Consider the following 17,228-nt stretch of genomic DNA (forward strand, 5'->3'; position numbering starts at 1 on the left):
CCGCCCCCCGTACGCCTCAGCTCAGGACGGCCGGTTCCGGCAGCCCCACCGGCCAGGTGTGCACCGGGTCGCCCGCGTGCATCAGCTCGGCGTAGCGCCGGGTGGTCGCGGCGAGCGCGGCCTCGCGTTCGAGCCCGGTCTCCAGGGCCTGGTGGTACGTCGCCGCCTGCCAGGACGCCCCGTTCACCCGGCGCCTGCACCGCTCCTCGATGACCCCGAGGTAGAAGTCCCGGTCGGCGGGCTCCACGCCCCACGCGTCGAGCCCGGCCGCGGCCAGCGGCAACAACTCGTCGCGTACGAGAGCCACCGCGGGCACCTCCACGATCCCGCCCGACCTGCCCCGCCGCGGCCACTGCAGCCGGGCCTCGATGCCGTCGCGGCACGCGGTGTCGAAGTTGCGGGCCGCGGCCTCGAAGGGCAGCCGGGTCCACACGGGCCGGGGTTCCTCGGCGAGGGCGCGTACGACGCCGTAGTAGAAGGCGGCGTTGGCGATGACGTCGGTGACGGTGGGGCCCGCGGGCAGGACACGGTTCTCCACCCGCAGGTGCGGGACGCCGCCCGCGATGCCGTACACGGGGCGGTTCCAGCGGTACACGGTGCCGTTGTGCAGGACGAGTTCGGCGAGCTGCGGCACCCGGCCGTCGTCGAGCACCGCCAGCGGGTCCTCGTCGTCCACGAGGGGAAGCAGCGCGGGAAAGTAGCGCAGGTTCTCCTCGAAGAGCTCGTACGCGTCGCTGATCCAGCGCTCGCCGAACCAGGTCCGCGGCCGTACGCCCTGGGCCTGCAGTTCGGGCGGGCGGGTGTCGGTGGACTGCAGGAACAGTGGGGGCCGCGACTCGCGCCACAGCTCACGCCCGAACAGGAACGGCGCGTTGGCGCCGACGGCGACCTGCGCCGCGGCGACGGCCTGGGCCGCGTTCCACACGTCGGCGAACCTGCCCGGGGTGACCTGGAGGTGCAGCTGCACCGAGGTGCAGGCCGCTTCGGGCGCGATCGACGCGGACGTGCAGGTGAGCCGCTCCACGCCCTGGATGTCCAGGACGAACTCCTCGCCGCGCGCGGCGACGATCTGGTCGTTGAGCAGCGCGTAGCGGTCGACGTCGGAGAGGTTTCCGGAGACCAGGTCGTGGTGCGCGAGTGTCGGCAGAATGCCGATCATCACGATTCCGGCGTTCACCTCGTTGGCTTTTCGGTGCGCATAGGCGAGGCCGGTGCGCAGCTCTTCGGCAAGGCGGTCGAGAACGCGTCCGCCCAATCTGTGCGGTGCAATATTGACTTCAAGATTGAACATTCCGAGTTCCGTCTGGAAGTCCCGGCTCGCGATCCGTTCGAGGACTTCGGCATTCAGCATTCTCGGCATGCCGTCCGGTCCCGCGAGATTCAGTTCGATCTCCACGCCCATCAGATTCCTGGGCCGGTCGAACCGCTCCTCGTCCAGCAGCCTCCGCAGCCCCGTCAGGCACTCCTTGAGCTTGTCCCTGTACCGGCGCCGCTCGGCCAGATCAAACGATCCCGCTACGACCTTCTCCCCCATCGAAGCGTCCCCTCCTCGGATGGGCAGCCAATGATCCGGCCGCTGTGTCTCGGTGGATGATGCCCTGCAATGTGATCGATAACGCCCCGCACATGCCCCTGGCCCAGTACGCTCGATGCCACGTCCGAGCGGCACATTCACCGGGCATGGGGTCCGCCGGGGAATCCTCGCACCGGCGCCTGGTGAAAAACACCGACGAGAATCGGCCGACCGCTTCCGGGAAGGCGGCCGAGGTCAGACGTCCGGACCTTTCCAGAATCGGGTTAAATCCCGCAAAATGGCGACCGGATAACGCCTTGCACGCAATATCGGGTGCGGTTAGACGAAACACTGCCTGAACACGTGTCGTATAAACTCCGCGAACGAGGCAGAGAGTTGGCGCTCGTGGTCCCCAGCCCCCGCCCCTCTGGCCCCGGAGCAGACAGCGACGTCCGCACCTGTCCTCGTTCCACCGTGCCTGTCGAATGAGAGAGGCGACCCACCATGCCGCTGCAAGTCCCCCCGGCTCCCGCGCCCGCCCTGCGCAGCGTCCTCGCGGCACTCGGTTCACCCACCGCCGTACGCGAAGCCCGCACCCCGTCCCTGCGCGCCGCGCAGGGACCCGTGAGTCCCGAACTCCCGTTGCCCGTCCATGTACTTGACCGGATCACTCCGTCGGGCACCGCGCCCACCCGGCTCGCGGGGTGGCGCTTCCTGATCCGCGCGGGCGAGCGAGCCGTGGCCGCGGCGGACACGATGCTGACGCCTGACGGGTGGACCTTCTCGCACTTCTTCGAAGGTCCGTACATAGCGTCCACGGAACGCGCCCTCCGTCATGCCGAAGCGATGCCAATGCCGTACCAACCACGACTGTTGTCCGTACCCGAGCTTTACATGCTGACACTCTGGTTGCACGGCGACTGCACCGCGGACGGCGCGAACGGCCATCTCGCGCCCTCGGATGTCCTCGTGCCCCTTGCGCCCGCGCCCCCGGGCATCGCGGCGCACCACCCGCACCGCGCCGCCGAGCTCCTGAAGGTCCTCACCCACCGGATGACCCCGGCACCACTGCTCGGCTCGCCCGCCTGACCTCGCCGTACGTCTCCGTGCCCCGCCGCCGTCCAGGCCGCGGGGCTCGGCGCGTGATGTGCCCATACGGACTAGCCCGGTATGACCACCCCGAACCACCCGAAGAGACAGTGCAGTTGGGCTGAACCGTCCGGGCGGGTGATACGTCATTAAGCAGTAAGGAGCGCTGCCGCTAAATCCCTGCGGATTGACGCCCGTAGGGCAACACTGGGAACGGACCGACTCAACGGGGGGCGGCCATGAACACCGCATCGAGCCGCAAGGCAGACGTCACAGCCATCACATCGCAGCGAAAGAACCCATCCATGTGCCAGCACCAACCACCGTGCCCGACAGCCGACTCCGCAGACCGGGAAGCCGCGCTCCTCATGGCGAGCCACCCGGAACAGGGCTGGAGCCTGCTGTGCAACGGCGTCCTCCTCTTCGAGGACACCGGTGAGCTGCTGCCGGACGGCCAGATCATCGCCCCGCATCGACCGCTGGTGACCGCGGCCTGAAGCGACGGCAGCACGGCACGGACAACGCAACGGACAACAAAGGGGCCGACCCGGAGAGACACAACTCCGGACCGGCCCCCACGCATGTTCAAGGCCCGATATCAGTCCTCGTACGCATCCAGCGGCGGGCAGGAGCAGACGAGGTTCCGGTCGCCGTACGCCTGGTCGATGCGGCGCACCGGCGGCCAGTACTTGTCGGCGGCCACCACGCCGGCCGGGAACACGGCCTCCTCGCGGCTGTACGCGTGCTCCCACTCACCGCCGAGCGCGGCAGCGGTGTGCGGGGCGTTCCGCAGCGGGTTGTCATCGGCCGGCCAGTCACCGCCGACCTTCTCGATCTCCGCACGAATGCTGATCATCGCCTCGCAGAACCGGTCGATCTCGACCAGGTCCTCACTCTCGGTCGGCTCGATCATCAGCGTCCCCGCGACCGGGAACGACATGGTCGGAGCGTGGAAGCCGTAGTCGATGAGCCGCTTGGCGATGTCGTCGACGCTGACGCCGGTCGCCTTGCTCAGCGGGCGCAGATCGATGATGCACTCGTGCGCGACGAGTCCGCCGGGGCCGGTGTAGAGCACCGGGTAGTGCGGCTCCAGGCGCTTGGCGATGTAGTTCGCGGACAGCACGGCGACCTGCGTGGCGCGCTTGAGGCCCTCGCCGCCCATGAGGCGTACGTACGCCCAGGAGATCGGCAGGATTCCGGCCGAGCCCCACGGCGCGGCGGAGATCGGACCGACACCGGTCTCGGGCCCCGCGGCGGGCTGCAACGGGTGGTTGGGCAGGTACGGCGCGAGGTGCTCGCGCACACCGACCGGGCCGACGCCGGGGCCGCCGCCGCCGTGCGGGATGCAGAACGTCTTGTGCAGGTTCAGGTGCGAGACGTCGCCGCCGAACTTGCCGGGCTGGGCGAGGCCCACCAGGGCGTTGAGGTTCGCCCCGTCGACGTAGACCTGGCCGCCCGCATCGTGCACCTGGGCGCAGATGTCGGCGACGTGCTCCTCGAACACACCGTGCGTGGACGGGTAGGTGATCATGAGCACGGACAGCTCGTCGCGGTGCTTCTCGATCTTGGCGCGCAGGTCCTCGACGTCGATCTCACCGTCGTCGCTGGTCTTCACGACGACGACCTTCATGCCGGCCATCACGGCGCTCGCGGCGTTCGTGCCGTGCGCGGAGGACGGGATGAGGCAGACGGTGCGCTGCTCGTCGCCGTTGGCGCGGTGGTAGCCGCGCACGGCGAGCAGTCCGGCCAGTTCGCCCTGCGAACCGGCGTTGGGCTGCAGCGAGACCTTGTCGTACCCCGTGACCTCGGCGAGCCGCTCCTCCAGCTCACGGATGAGCGTCAGATAGCCCTGCGCCTGCTGGGCGGGCGCGAAGGGGTGCAGCTGCCCGAACTCGGGCCAGGTGACCGGCTCCATCTCCGTGGTCGCGTTGAGCTTCATGGTGCAGGAGCCCAGCGGGATCATGCCGCGGTCGAGCGCGTAGTCGCGGTCGGCCAGCTTGCGCAGGTAACGCAGCATGGCGGTCTCGGAGCGGTACTGGTGGAAGACCGGATGCGTGAGGTACTCGTCCTCGCGCAGCAGCCCCGAGGGGAGCGAGTCCGCGGTCTGTGCGTCGAGCGCCTCGATGTCGGCCTCGACACCGAACGCACCCCAGATCGCGGTCAGTTGCTTGCGCGTGGTGGTCTCGTCGCAGGCCAGCGAGACGTGGTCGGCGTCGACCTGGTGGATGTTGACGCCACCCTCGCGGGCCGCGGCGACGAGCGCCTCGGCCCTGCCGGGCACCCGCACGGTCAGCGTGTCGAAGTACGCGCCGTGCACGACCTCGACCCCGCCCCCGGTGAGCCCCGCCGCGAGCACGGTCGCGTAGCGGTGGGTACGCCGCGCGATGGCCTTGAGGCCCTCGGGCCCGTGGTAGACCGCGTACATTCCGGCCATCACGGCGAGCAGCACCTGAGCGGTACAGATGTTGCTGGTGGCCTTCTCGCGGCGGATGTGCTGCTCACGGGTCTGCAGCGCGAGCCGGTAGGCCTTGTTGCCGTCCGCGTCCACGGAGACACCGACGAGCCGCCCCGGCAGGCTGCGCGCGAACTTCTCGCGCACCGCCATGTAACCGGCGTGCGGGCCGCCGAAGCCCATCGGGACGCCGAAACGCTGGGTGGTGCCCACCGCGATGTCGGCGCCGAGCTCACCGGGCGAGGTGAGCAGCGTCAGGGCGAGCAGGTCGGCGGCGACGGAGACGATGGCACCAAGCTCGTGCGCCTGCTCGATGAGCGGCTTTATCTCGCGTACGACACCGGAGGCGCCGGGGTACTGGATCAGGACGCCGACGACACCACGCTCGGCGACCTCGGCCGGGATGCCCTCGCTCAGATCGGCGACGACGACCTCGACACCGGTCGGCTCGGCGCGGGTCTGGATCACGGCGATGGTCTGCGGCAGCGCGTCGGCGTCGACGAGGAAGACACCGTCCTTGACCTTGCCCATGCGCCGCGACAGCGCCATGGCCTCGGCGGCGGCCGTCCCCTCATCGAGCAGCGAGGCACCGGAGGTGGGCAGCCCGGTCAGCTCGGCGACGACGGTCTGGAAGTTGAGCAGCGCCTCGAGGCGCCCCTGGGAGATCTCGGGCTGGTACGGCGTGTAGGCGGTGTACCACGCAGGGTTCTCCATCACGTTCCGCAGGATCACCGGCGGCGTGAAGGTTCCGTAGTAACCGAGCCCGATCATGGAATCGAGGACCTGGTTACGGTCGGCGAGGGAGCGCAGCTCGGCGAGCACCTCGGCCTCGGTGCGTGCCCCGGGCAGGTTCAGCGCCTCGGCGTTCTTGATCACATCCGGCACGGCGGCCGCGGTGAGCTCGTCGAGCGAGCCGTACCCGACCTGCGCGAGCATCTTGGCCCGTGCTTCCACGTCGGGACCGATGTGCCGCTGCTCGAAGGGGATGCCCTGTTCGAGCTGGGAGAGCGGGATACGAGGTGTGGCGGTCATTGCGGAGGCCTCCTGGTCTGACGCGACCTGCGAGGGGCACCACGGCGCGGGTACCCGGACGGCCTCCCCCTCTGTCATCTCAACCTGAGAGTTTCACCGGTCCACGCCCCGCGAGAGGCGACGCACCGGCTTTCACCGTCGGTGAGGAAGGGGACCGGACGTGCCCGCCCGACGCCCGCCCTACTTTCCAGAGTGACCTCGTCCGTGCGGTACAGGGGCCTGAGAGATTCCGGGGAGGAGTTGCTCCTTCGGCGCCTCCGGTGTCTCGACCGGAGAGCTCTCCCGCACGGGGTCAGCAGCCAAGCGCCAGCCTACCAGCGAGGACCGTGACCGTTCCCTCGAGTGGCCACCTGCCCCGAAGTGCTCTTTCGTAGTGATTGCGAACGAACGAGGATGAGTTACGCCCCACTTCGACACGCCTCGACCAGTTGGAGGGCCCGTGCAGACCGACATCGATCCGCGCAATTTGATCGGCCGGAAGGCGTTCGACCGGAACGGGGCCAAGATCGGCACGATCGACGAGGTCTATCTCGACGACGCCACCGGCGCCCCTGAGTGGGCGGCCATACGCACGGGCCTGTTCAGCCGGGACACCTTCGTCCCCCTGGAACCGAGCGAGCTCAGGAGCGACGGCACCCTGCACATCCCCTTCGAACGCTCACTGATCAAGGACGCCCCCGATTTCGGTGTGGGCCGCCACCTCTCCCCCGAACAGGAACTGCAGCTCTACCACCACTACGGCCTGGACATCACGCCCCCGCCCTCCGCACCACCGCCGGACAAGGACTTCGGCAACATCGCGGGCCAGGAGAGCCCCTGACACCCGCGCGGCAGCCCAGGTGACCCCGGCGGGCAGGCACCACCGGCGTCACCGCGGCTCCACCGCCTCGGGAGCCGCCACCAGGGGCAACGGCTCCGCGGGCTCGAGCGCCGGATCATCCGTACGGAACGTCCGCACCCGCCCCGGCACCGTCGACTCGGGCGTCTCGAAGCGCACAGTGACCCGCCCCAGGCCACTGCCCTGCACCCACCCGTGCCCGTACTCGGCATGCCGCACATCGTGCCCGGCGGCCCACCGCCGCTCGACGGGAACGGCCGGCTCCGCCACCGTCTCGGCCACGGGCTGCGCCACGGCCTCCCCGGCCGTCTCCTCCTCGGCCTCCTGCTGCGTCTCCAGGGCCTGTGCGGCCTCGGCCTGAGCCTCGGCCTCCGCCTGGGCCTGCGCTTGCGCGAAGAGGTCCTCCTGCGTGTAGTCCGCGAGCCCCGTGACGCCCACCCCGAGGAGCCGCACCCCTCCGGTGGTGTCCACCGACTCCAGGAGCCGCGCGGCGGCCTCACGCACCACCCCGGGGTCGTCCGTGGGCCCACGCAGCGTCTCGGAGCGCGTCAGCGTGGAGAAGTCGAACCGACGCACCTTCAGGACGATGGTCCGCCCCGAGTGCCCGGCCGCCCGCAACCGCTCCACACAGCGCTCGGCGAGCCGCGCGACCTCGCCCCTGACCCGGACCCGGTCATGGATGTCCACGTCGTACGTGTCCTCGACACTGACCGACTTGGATTCCCGCTCCGCCACCACGGGCCGCTCGTCCCGCGCAAGGGCCATCGCGTACAGCGCGCTGCCGTGCGACTTCCCTAGAAGCCGTACGAGCTCGTCCTCGCCCGCCTCCGCGATCTCCCCCACGGTCGTGATCCCGCCCCGCCGCAGATGGTCCCCGGTGGCGGGACCGACGCCGGGCAGCGTCCGCACCGACATCGGCGCGAGCAGGTCCCGCTCGGTGCCCGGCACTATCAGCCGCAGCCCGTCGGGCTTGGCCTCCTCCGAGGCGATCTTCGCCAGCATCTTGGACGCGGCGAGCCCGACCGATCCCGCGAGCCCCGTCACCGCCTTGATGTCCGCGCGCAACCGCTCGCCCACCTCCAGCGCGGACGCCCGGTCGTCGGCCACCCCGCCTGCCTCCAGGTCCACGAAGGCCTCATCGAGGCTGAGCGGCTCCACCAGCGGCGACAGCTCCCGCAGCAGCGTCATCACCTGGTCGCTGATCTCGCGGTAGAGCCCGAACCGTGGCACCAGATAGGCGGCATTGGGCGCCAGGCGCCGCGCCTGCCCCATCGGCATCGCCGAGTGCACACCGAACTTCCGCGCCTCGTACGAGGCGGTGGCCACCACGCCCCGCGGTCCGAGCCCGCCCACGACCACGGCCTTCCCGCGCAGACTCGGCTTCGCGGCCTGCTCTGCGGACGCGTAGAAGGCATCCATGTCGAGATGCAGGATCGTGGGCGCGGTTCTCACATCTCTGATGCTGCCCTACGCCACTGACAACGCCGCGTCAGACGGCCCTGTTGCGCCGCCTCGCGAGCTCATCGGCGGGGTTCTGGCGCACCAGCGTCTCCCCGGTGTCGATCCGCTCCCCGTGCAGCTGCGAGAGCGCCGACTCCACGTCCCGCCACACGACGCCCACGGCGATCCCGAAGATGCCCTGGCCGCCCTGGAGCAGATCGTGGACCTCGTCGGGCGACGTGCACTCGTAGACCGTCGCGCCGTCGCTCATGAGCGTCATCCGCTCCAGGTCCTGGAAACCGCGGTCACGCAGATGCTGGACCGTGGTCCGGATGTTCTGCAGGGACACACCCGTGTCGAGGAAGCGCCGCACGATCTTCAGGACGACGACGTCCCGGAAGCTGTAGAGCCGCTGGGTCCCCGAACCGCCCGCGGACCGCACACTGGGCTCGACGAGGCCCGTACGGGCCCAGTAGTCGAGCTGTCGGTACGTGATCCCGGCGGCCGCACACGCGGTCGGCCCCCGATAACCGATCTGTTCCTGTTCGGACTGTCCGGACGTGGCGTCCCCGCTCCCCTGAACGCTCTCCTGAACCACCATCGGCCTCTGCGGAGAGTGACCGGCCGTGCTGCTGTGAAGCGGATACGGCCCACCCATCGCCGTACCGTCGCCGCTGCTTCTCACGCCGACCTCCGTCCTTGACCTGCCTTCTCGACGGTAGGCAGTCACCAGGGGCTCGTCAACGATCGCCACACTCGGCACGCCGAGTGATAATCACCCTAAGAGTGGTTTGCTGTCCCGCACCGCCGGGAAAGGCTAGCCGAATGGTCGGCCGGAGCCCGGGAAGGCGATGGCCTACTGGCTGTTGGTGCCGAAGTCCTCGGGAGAGATCTGGTCGAGGAACTCGCGGAACTTCTCCACCTCGTCCTCCTGCTCGTCCGGAATGGCGATGCCCGCGTCGTCGAGGACACCGTCGCTGCCGTAGATCGGCGTTCCCGTGCGGAGCGCGAGCGCTATGGCGTCGGACGGCCGGGCGCTCACCTCGACTCCACTGGCGAAGACCAGCTCCGCGTAGAAGACACCTTCCCGCAGGTCCGTGATGCGCACCTCGGTGAGCTCCTGACCCACCGCCTCCAGCACGTCCTTGAACAGGTCGTGGGTCAGCGGCCGTGCGGGCGCCATCCCCTGCTGTGCGAAGGCGATCGCGGTCGCCTCCCCTGGTCCGATCCAGATGGGGAGGTATCGATCGCCTCCCACTTCACGCAGGAGCACGATCGGTTGGTTGGAGGGCATTTCCACCCGGACACCTACGACGTCGAGCTCGTTCACACAGCAACCCTAGGACGTGCCCGGCCGGTTTGGGTAGTCGGGCACCCCCTGAGTCAGGGCAACCGGACCCCGAGCGCCGTCTGCACCAGTGCAGAATGCAGCTTTCCGGTCAGCCCGGCGAGTTCCTTCGTACGGGCTTCCGCATGGGCCCTGGTCTGCGGATTGCGGTGCCGGCGCAGCGGCGCGACGACCTGGTCGACCAGGCCGGCCTCACGTTCGGCCGCAGATTTCATGGTGCGCAAATGCCTGGGTTCGATGCCGAATCGCCCGAGTTCCACGACGAGAGCGGCGATCGTCACGGCCTCCGCGTCGTAACCGCCGCCCGGCAGGGGAACGATGAGCCCGTACGTCTCCCAGTCCGCGAGCTGCTCCGCGTCGATCTCGGCGGCGGCAAGAAGCTCCGCACGGCCCACACGGGCCGCGGTGGGCTCCACGGCGTCACTCACGCCCCAGGCGTCACCGGGCTCGCGAGGCTGCCCCAGGGAGGGCACAGAGACCCGCTCTCCGCGCTCCAGGGCATCCAGGTGCTCCCGGATCACCTTGAGCGGCAGATAATGGTCCCGCTGCATCCTCAGGACGTGACCGAGCCGCTCGACGTCCTGGGGGCTGAACTTGCGGTAGCCCGAGGGCGTGCGCTCCGGCTCGATGAGCCCTTCCGACTCCAGGAACCGGATCTTGGAGATCGTGACCTCGGGGAACTCGTCACGCAGCGCGTTCAGCACCGCGCCGATGCTCATCATCCGACGGTCCTCGGCGGCGGTGCCGTTCCCGGCACCGCCCCTCGGTGTTTGAAGCATGGACCTTCCTGGGGGTCCCCCCGGACGCAGTCCGGGGGAGGATCAGATACCGATGCCCCGCTGGCTCGCGTAGAAGACCAGCCGGTACTTGCCGATCTGCACCTCGTCGCCGTTCGACAGCGCGACCGAGTCGATGCGCTCCCGGTTGACGTACGTGCCGTTGAGGCTGCCCACGTCGGCGACGGTGAAGGAACCGTCCCCGAGGCGACGGAACTCCACGTGGCGGCGCGAGACGGTCACGTCGTCCAGGAAGATGTCGCTCTGCGGGTGGCGCCCCGCCGTGGTCAGCTCGCCGTCCAGAAGGAAGCGGCTTCCCGAGTTCGGCCCACGGCGCACCACGAGGAGCGCGGAACCGAGCGGCAGTGCGTCGACGGCGGCCTGGGCCTCCGGCGAGAGGGCGGGCGAGGCGGTCTGCCCCGTCACCTCCGCGTCGTAGGCCTCAAGGCCCGAGATGGAGATCGTCGAGGTCGTCTCGGACGGACGCTCCGGCGCGGCCCCGGCCCGCAGCGGCGCGCCGCAGTTGGAGCAGAACCGGCTCGCCTCGGCGTTGCGGTTCCCGCACCTCGTACACACCAGGGCCATGGACGGATCCTCCTGCCGCGGCTGCCCCGCGGGGGCATTCGATGCGTACGGATCGGGGGTAAACCCTCCACCCGTACTTGAGGTTGACGGTTCTCCGAAACCTATGCGGCCCGGACCGGCAGGGTCAACAGACGACGCGCCCTGCGCGCCCGAAATGTCACCGCCTGGCCCACCGACCTGGTCACGGAACATCGGGCGCTCGCCGCCCTGCTCCTCGGCATCTCCATGGCGCGGGGCACGGTGCCGGGCGGTGGCGGGATTGCCACTGTCCTCACGTGCGCTCTTGCCGAACAACTTCGCAAACAACTTCACGGGCGATTCCCCTTGACCGAAACAGACCCGCCCGTGGGGCAGGACGAACCCTGATTGCACACACCGGCGTACATCGGCAGCACAGACATCCTCACAACGTCCGTATCCACCAAACAGTTTCCACCACGCACCACGCTTACGGTGCGCCGACCCCCCGCAACCTCATGCCCTTGACCGGCAGCCCCCATGCAGCCCCGCCTCACTGGGACGACGACCGAGCGTAGTCAGGCCGCTTCGCCGCTCGCAAGGCGTCCACCACGATCTTCTCCGCTCGCGTCACGGTGGCGGTGGCCTGCTCCTTCTCCAGAGTCTGCACCACTCCACCTGGGATGTTCAGCGCCGGCTCGAGGTCCTGCGGCTTGCCGATCACCTTGAACCGGTAGGGCTTGCCGACCTTGCGGCCGTCCACCCGGACACCACCACTGTCCGTATCCGAAAGATAGGTGTTGGCCACTACGCGTACATCATTGATCTGGATGGCCTCGGCACCCGCGGCACGCAACTCCTGAATGGCGTCAAGCAGCATGTCCGCCTCGACCGACCCCTTCTTGTCATCGATGGTCAGCGTGATACCAGGACCCTGCGCCGCCACGGTGCCCGCCAGAATGCCGAGTTGACGCTCCTTCTCGACCGTCTGCTTGCGGGCCTCCTCGGCCTGGTCCGAGCTGTTCTCAAGCCCGGTGCGCTGGTCCTCGAGACGCTGCTTCTCACCTTCCAGACGCTGTGTACGGTCATCGAGTTCATCGAGGATGCGTACGAGATCTTCCTGACGTGCCCCGCGCAACGCACTGCTGTCGTTGTTGGAGCGCACCTGGATGGCAAGACCGAGCCCCAGCACGAACAGCAGCAGGGCCACGATGAGTTGCGGACGCGTGACGCGAGGCGGCCACAGCCCTTGGGCCAGCCGCTGTCGGCCGCTGAGCGGGACCTTCCCGTCCTGCGGCTCGTCGTGCCGCGTGTCCTGCTGCTCGTCCCGCTCGGGCGCCGCACCGTCCCCGGGCTCCGCGGGCCCGCCCCGCACCTCCGGGGGCAGCTCCCTGCTCCGGTTGTCGCCCCCGGGCGTCTCCTCCGTACCCATCCGCGTCACGCCCTGAAGATGTGTCGGCGGATGGCGGCGGCGTTGGAGAAGATCCGGATGCCGAGCACCACCACGACACCGGTGGACAGCTGGGCGCCCACGCCCAACTTGTCGCCGAGGAACACGATCAGGGCTGCCACGACCACGTTCGACAGGAACGACACCACGAAGACCTTGTCGTCGAAGATGCCGTCGAGCATCGCGCGCAGGCCTCCGAACACCGCGTCGAGTGCCGCCACCACGGCGATCGGAAGGTACGGTTCGACCACGGCCGGAACCTCGGGCCGGACCAACAATCCGGCCACGACTCCCACGACGAGGCCCAGTACGGCGATCACGATGTGCCCTTTCCTGCCTTCGGCTCTGCTGTACGTACGGTCACACTCGGTGCTGCCGGCAGTCGGACATCATCCTGGACGGAAATGCTGGTCCGGACGCCGAAGTTCTCCTGCAGAGCATGCAGATACTGACCGTCGCGACTGTTCTGGAATCTCGTGCTCAAACGCTGTCCGTCGCCTACGGCAAGCACCGTATACGGCGGCACCAGCGGCTTGTTGTCGACCAGTATCGCGTCCCCCGCGGCCCTGATCGCCGACAGCGCCGTCAGCCGCTGGTCGTTGATGGCGATCGCTTCCGCGCCGGACTGCCACAGGCCGTTGACGACCCGTTGCATGTCACGGTCGCGAACCCGTCCGGTGTCGGAGAACCCCGCGCTCTCGCGCGGCCCGCCGCCGCCCTGGTCCGCTTCCTTGGCATCGTCCACCACAAGCTTCACGCCGGTCCCATGGACCTTGGTGGCACCGGAGAGCAAGGACACCAACTCGCCCTTGCTGCCCCCGTGTTTCTTCAACGCCTCGCGCTGCCGCTCACCCACGTCGTCGCGGAGCGTCTCGACGTCCCCTTCGAGCTCGTCCGCGTCCGTGGTGGCCGACTCGATGCGGTCGATGAGCTCCGCGCGCTCCTTGGCGACGACCGGAGCCGCTATCCGCGCCTGCGCGGCACCCACCGTCACCACCAGGGCCGCGAGCACGAGACCGAGGGCCAGACCGAGCTTCGCCCGCAGCGGACGCGGCACGCCACCGGCACCGTCGGCCTTCTTGCGGGCCGCCGCCTCGGCGTAACCCTCGTCCAGACTGTGGTCCATCACCGTGTTCAGCAGCGACATGGACGCGTCCGGACGCCGGGGGCGCGAGGGGGTGCTCCGAACGGGGGGCTGCTGCGGCATGCCGCACATCGTCGCACGTCGCGGGCGCTACCTCCGAATGGCCCCACCGGTGCGCCGGACGGCACCTCGCAGGGTGCCGTCCGGCCGGTGCCGGCGGTCAGCGACCGGCGCTGTCCACCACCGCGGACCACTCGTCGAGCAGCGCCTGGGCCGACGCGTCGTCGGGGCCCTCGGCCCACAGATGGGTGACGGCCTCCGCCGGGTCGGGCAGCACCAACACCCACCGCCCGTCGGACTCCACGACCCGCACGCCATCGGTGGTGTCCACCGAACGCTCCCCAGCGGCCTCCACCACGGTCCGCATCACGAGCCCCTTGACCGCCCAAGGCGTGGCGAGGTCACGCCGCAGAACATGGGCGCGCGGAATACGCGCGTCGATCTGGCTCAGCGTGAGCTGCGTACGCGCCACGAGGCCGATGAGCCGCACAAAAGCAGCCGTACCGTCGAAGACGCTGCTGAACTCGGGAATGATGAACCCGGCCCGCCCGTCGCCACCGAAGATCGTCGACTCGTCACGACCCACGCGCGTCAGATCGTCGGGCGACGTGGTCGTCCAGTCCACCTGCGTCCCGTGATACGCGGCCACCTGCTCGCCGATGCGCGTCGTGGTGACCGGCAGCGCGACCCGACCACTGCGGCGTTCCGCGGCGACCAGGTCGAGCATGACGAGAAGCGCCCGGTCGTCCTCGATGATCCGCCCCTTCTCGTCGACGAGCGAAAGCCGCTCACCGACCGGGTCGAAGCGCACACCGAAGTCGGCACGCGACGACGCCACGATCTCGCCCAGCCGCACCAGACCCGACCTGCGGGCCTCACGGGTCTCGGTCGGACGCGACTCGTCGAGTCCCGGGTTGATGGTCAGCGCGTCGACGCCGAGCCTCCCCAGAAGGCTCGGCAGCACAAGGCCCGCACTTCCGTTCGAGGCGTCGACGACGACCTTCAGATTCGACTCGGCCACACCTGTGGTGTCGACATTGCGCAGCAACGAACCGGTGTAGGAGTCGAAGACACTGGACGGGAAGTGCAGATCCCCGATCTCCCCGGGGAAGGCCCGCCGGTACTCCTGGCGCGCGTACACCCGGTCCAGCTTCCGCTGGCTCCCCTGCGAAAGGTCGGCCCCACGCGCGTCGAAGAACATGATGTCGACGGAGTCCGGAACCCCGGGCGTCGTCCGGATCATGATTCCGCCGGCACTGCCCCGAGCCGTCTGCTGCCGCGCCACGGGCAGCGGTACGTTCTCCAGGTCCCGTACGTCGATGGCGCTGGCCTGCAAGGCCGAGATCACCGCTCGCTTCAGCGCCCGCGCGCCTCGCGAGTGGTCACGAGCCGTGGTGACGGTCGAGCCCTTCTTGAGGGTCGTGGCGTACGCCCCCGCGAGCCGCACGGCGAGCTCCGGAGTGATCTCCACGTTCAAGATCCCGGAGACACCGCGCGCCCCGAAGAGATGGGCCTGGCCCCGGGACTCCCAGATGACGGAGGTATTGACGAACGCGCCGGCCTCGATCGTCTTGAACGGGTACACCCGGACATTGCCCTGGATAATCGATTCCTCACCGACGAGGCACTCGTCGCCGATGACGGCACCGTCCTCGATGCGGGCGGCCCGCATGATGTCGGTGTTCCGCCCGACGACGCAGCCCCGCAGGTTGCTGTGCTGGCCGATGTAGACGTTGTCGTGGACCACCGTCTTGTGCAGGAAGGCACCCGCCTTCACCACGACGTTCGATCCCACCACCGTGTGTTCACGAATCTCGGCGCCCGCCTCCACCTTGGCGTAGTCACCGATGTAGAGCGGTCCGCGCAGCGTGGCGTCGGGATGCACCTCGGCGCCTTCGGCAACCCACACGCCCGGCGAGATCTCGAAGCCGTCGAGTTCTACGTCGACCTTGCGCTCCAGCACGTCCGCCTGAGCCTTGACGTAGCTCTCGTGTGTGCCGACGTCCTCCCAGTAGCCCTCGGCGATGTACCCATAGATGGGCTTGCCTTCCTTCATGAGCTGCGGGAAGACGTCGCCGGACCAGTCCACCGACACATCGGCGTCGACGTAGTCGAAGACTTCGGGCTCCATGACGTAGATGCCCGTGTTCACCGTGTCGGAGAAGACCTGCCCCCAGGTCGGCTTCTCCAGGAAGCGCTCGACCTGTCCCTCCTCGTCCACGATGGTGATGCCGAATTCCAGCGGGTTGGGGACGCGCGTCAGACAGACGGTGACAAGCGCACCCTTCTCCTTGTGGAAGTTGATCAGCTCGGTCAGATCGAAATCGGTCAATGCATCACCGGAGATCACGAGGAAGGCATCGTCCTTCAATGCTTCCTCGGCGTTCTTCACACTCCCGGCAGTGCCGAGTGGCTTCTCCTCATTGGCATAGGTGAGCTCCATCCCGAGCTCTTCACCATCGCCGAAGTAATTCTTGACCAACGAGGCCAAGAACTGGACTGTCACTACGGTCTCGGTGAGCCCATGCCTCTTGAGCAGCCGCAGCACATGCTCCATGATGGGCCTGTTGGCCACAGGCAGGAGCGGCTTGGGCATGCTCGAGGTCATAGGGCGAAGGCGCGTGCCTTCGCCTCCGGCCATTACGACGGCCTTCATGTCGGAAGCGTCCTCCTCAATAGACGACGATCTAGCCGACTTAGCCAGCCGAAATAGACCCGTGAATGTCGCTCACGGGACTGCAAGCCTCTACAGCTGCTAAATCAGCGAGCTCAATCGGCCGTGGTGTCTGCACGGACAAGGCGGCGGACCTGGACCACGTAGAGGATCCCTGCCCACCAGTACAGACTTGTACCCCATCCTGCGAACGCCCATCCGAAAATAGCAGCGAGAGTGTTGATCCAGCCACTTCCATCACTGAGGAGCAGTAGTGGAAAGGCGTACATCAGGTTGAAGGTGGCGGCCTTGCCGAGGAAGTTCACCTGGGGCGGCGGATAGCCGTGACGCCTGAGGATCCAGACCATCACCAGGAGCATCAGCTCACGCAGCAGCAGCGCCGCGGTCAGCCAGAGCGGAAGAATCTCCCGCCACGTCAGCCCGACCAATGTCGACAGGATGTAGAGCCGGTCAGCGGCCGGGTCGAGCAACCGCCCGAGGTTGCTGATCTGGTTCCAGCGACGGGCCAGCTTGCCGTCGAGATAGTCGCTGATGCCGCTCAGCATCAGCACCAGCAGCGCCCAGTGGTCACTCTTGGGACCGCCGAACTCCGGCCTGAGGATCAACCACAGGAAGAGAGGTACGCCGACGAGGCGCGCCATGCTGAGGATGTTCGGGATGGTGAGGACCCGGTCCGTCTGGACGCGAGTCTCCTGGACCTCCACCCGGGGGCCTCCTGTGGGAAACGAGCCGATGATGCCCCCTGACCTTACCGTCAGTTGTCAGCCGGCGGTGCAGAGGGGTGACCCGGGTGACCCGATCCCGGAAAAGCCCCCAGAAACACAAAAAGCCGTGGTCCCTGGACAATAAGTCCAGGGACCACGGCTATAAATTGAGTTCGGCGGCGTCCTACTCTCCCACAGGGTCCCCCCTGCAGTACCATCGGCGCT

The 17,228-nt window shown here is 68.4% G+C and carries 15 protein-coding genes and 1 riboswitch; of the genes, 3 read left to right on the forward strand and 12 right to left on the reverse strand.

Features of this window, described 5'->3' with window-relative positions; all coding sequences use genetic code 11:
• Positions 1–16 precede the first annotated feature (16 nt).
• A complete protein-coding gene (locus ACWD02_RS36470) occupies positions 17–1,534 on the reverse strand; it encodes a glutamate--cysteine ligase (RefSeq protein WP_451219136.1) in 1,518 nt (505 codons plus the stop codon).
• 483 nt (positions 1,535–2,017) lie between these two features.
• Between ACWD02_RS36470 and ACWD02_RS36475 the strand changes: the two genes are divergently transcribed.
• Positions 2,018–2,602, forward strand: coding sequence for a hypothetical protein (locus ACWD02_RS36475; RefSeq protein ID WP_451219138.1), 585 nt, complete (start codon positions 2,018–2,020; stop codon positions 2,600–2,602).
• 305 nt (positions 2,603–2,907) lie between these two features.
• Positions 2,908–3,099 carry a DUF5999 family protein gene (locus ACWD02_RS36480; RefSeq protein ID WP_363213468.1) on the forward strand — a complete coding sequence of 64 codons (192 nt, stop codon included), beginning with the start codon at positions 2,908–2,910 and terminating at the stop codon, positions 3,097–3,099.
• A 101-nt stretch (positions 3,100–3,200) separates the two neighbouring features.
• Here the strand turns inward: ACWD02_RS36480 and gcvP are convergent, their stop codons facing one another.
• A complete protein-coding gene (gcvP, locus tag ACWD02_RS36485; protein WP_451219141.1) occupies positions 3,201–6,086 on the reverse strand; it encodes an aminomethyl-transferring glycine dehydrogenase in 2,886 nt (961 codons plus the stop codon).
• Positions 6,087–6,283: 197 nt separating this feature from the next.
• Positions 6,284–6,381, reverse strand: a riboswitch (glycine riboswitch).
• Between the two features lie 144 nt (positions 6,382–6,525).
• Here gcvP and ACWD02_RS36490 point away from each other — a divergent pair.
• The gene (locus ACWD02_RS36490; RefSeq protein WP_451219144.1) at positions 6,526–6,906 is read left to right on the forward strand and encodes a PRC-barrel domain-containing protein; all 381 of its coding nucleotides are present in this window, start codon (positions 6,526–6,528) and stop codon (positions 6,904–6,906) included.
• 48 nt (positions 6,907–6,954) lie between these two features.
• Here ACWD02_RS36490 and ACWD02_RS36495 read toward each other — a convergent pair whose 3' ends face one another.
• From ACWD02_RS36495 to ACWD02_RS36540, 10 genes are all read right to left on the reverse strand, one after another.
• Positions 6,955–8,376, reverse strand: a complete 1,422-nt coding sequence (locus ACWD02_RS36495) for a DNA polymerase IV (protein WP_451219147.1) — start codon at positions 8,374–8,376, stop codon at positions 6,955–6,957.
• 37 nt (positions 8,377–8,413) lie between these two features.
• Positions 8,414–9,049, reverse strand: coding sequence for a MerR family transcriptional regulator (locus tag ACWD02_RS36500; RefSeq protein WP_451219150.1), 636 nt, complete (start codon positions 9,047–9,049; stop codon positions 8,414–8,416).
• 171 nt (positions 9,050–9,220) lie between these two features.
• Positions 9,221–9,694, reverse strand: a complete 474-nt coding sequence (locus ACWD02_RS36505) for a bifunctional nuclease family protein (RefSeq protein WP_006123076.1) — start codon at positions 9,692–9,694, stop codon at positions 9,221–9,223.
• 53 nt (positions 9,695–9,747) lie between these two features.
• The gene (gene ftsR / locus ACWD02_RS36510; RefSeq protein ID WP_451219153.1) at positions 9,748–10,491 is read right to left on the reverse strand and encodes a transcriptional regulator FtsR; all 744 of its coding nucleotides are present in this window, start codon (positions 10,489–10,491) and stop codon (positions 9,748–9,750) included.
• 42 nt (positions 10,492–10,533) lie between these two features.
• A complete protein-coding gene (locus ACWD02_RS36515) occupies positions 10,534–11,502 on the reverse strand; it encodes an FHA domain-containing protein (RefSeq protein ID WP_451219193.1) in 969 nt (322 codons plus the stop codon).
• 82 nt (positions 11,503–11,584) lie between these two features.
• Positions 11,585–12,463, reverse strand: coding sequence for a DUF881 domain-containing protein (locus tag ACWD02_RS36520; RefSeq protein ID WP_451219196.1), 879 nt, complete (start codon positions 12,461–12,463; stop codon positions 11,585–11,587).
• Between the two features lie 5 nt (positions 12,464–12,468).
• Positions 12,469–12,801 (reverse strand): small basic family protein, encoded by a 333-nt coding sequence (locus ACWD02_RS36525; protein WP_030794354.1) that lies wholly within the window; start codon positions 12,799–12,801, stop codon positions 12,469–12,471.
• On the reverse strand, positions 12,798–13,697 hold the full coding sequence (locus ACWD02_RS36530; RefSeq protein ID WP_451219156.1) for a DUF881 domain-containing protein: 900 nt from the start codon (positions 13,695–13,697) through the stop codon (positions 12,798–12,800). Before ACWD02_RS36530 ends, ACWD02_RS36525 begins: the two co-directional genes overlap by 4 nt.
• An 88-nt stretch (positions 13,698–13,785) precedes the next feature.
• Positions 13,786–16,281, reverse strand: coding sequence for a sugar phosphate nucleotidyltransferase (locus tag ACWD02_RS36535; protein ID WP_451219159.1), 2,496 nt, complete (start codon positions 16,279–16,281; stop codon positions 13,786–13,788).
• 113 nt (positions 16,282–16,394) lie between these two features.
• A complete protein-coding gene (locus ACWD02_RS36540; protein ID WP_363213459.1) occupies positions 16,395–17,003 on the reverse strand; it encodes a CDP-alcohol phosphatidyltransferase family protein in 609 nt (202 codons plus the stop codon).
• Between the last annotated feature and the right edge of the window lie 225 nt (positions 17,004–17,228).

The sequence above is a fragment of the Streptomyces sp. NPDC002853 genome (genome assembly GCF_053591915.1).

Coding starts and splice junctions, on each gene's coding strand:
- ACWD02_RS36470 (WP_451219136.1), bottom strand. CDS start 1,534: ATGGGGGAGAAGGTCGTAGCGGGATCGTTTGATCTGGCCGAGCGGCGC.
- ACWD02_RS36475 (WP_451219138.1), top strand. CDS start 2,018: ATGCCGCTGCAAGTCCCCCCGGCTCCCGCGCCCGCCCTGCGCAGCGTC.
- ACWD02_RS36480 (WP_363213468.1), top strand. CDS start 2,908: ATGTGCCAGCACCAACCACCGTGCCCGACAGCCGACTCCGCAGACCGG.
- gcvP (WP_451219141.1), bottom strand. CDS start 6,086: ATGACCGCCACACCTCGTATCCCGCTCTCCCAGCTCGAACAGGGCATC.
- ftsR (WP_451219153.1), bottom strand. CDS start 10,491: ATGCTTCAAACACCGAGGGGCGGTGCCGGGAACGGCACCGCCGCCGAG.
- ACWD02_RS36520 (WP_451219196.1), bottom strand. CDS start 12,463: ATGGGTACGGAGGAGACGCCCGGGGGCGACAACCGGAGCAGGGAGCTG.
- ACWD02_RS36530 (WP_451219156.1), bottom strand. CDS start 13,697: ATGTGCGGCATGCCGCAGCAGCCCCCCGTTCGGAGCACCCCCTCGCGC.
- ACWD02_RS36535 (WP_451219159.1), bottom strand. CDS start 16,281: ATGAAGGCCGTCGTAATGGCCGGAGGCGAAGGCACGCGCCTTCGCCCT.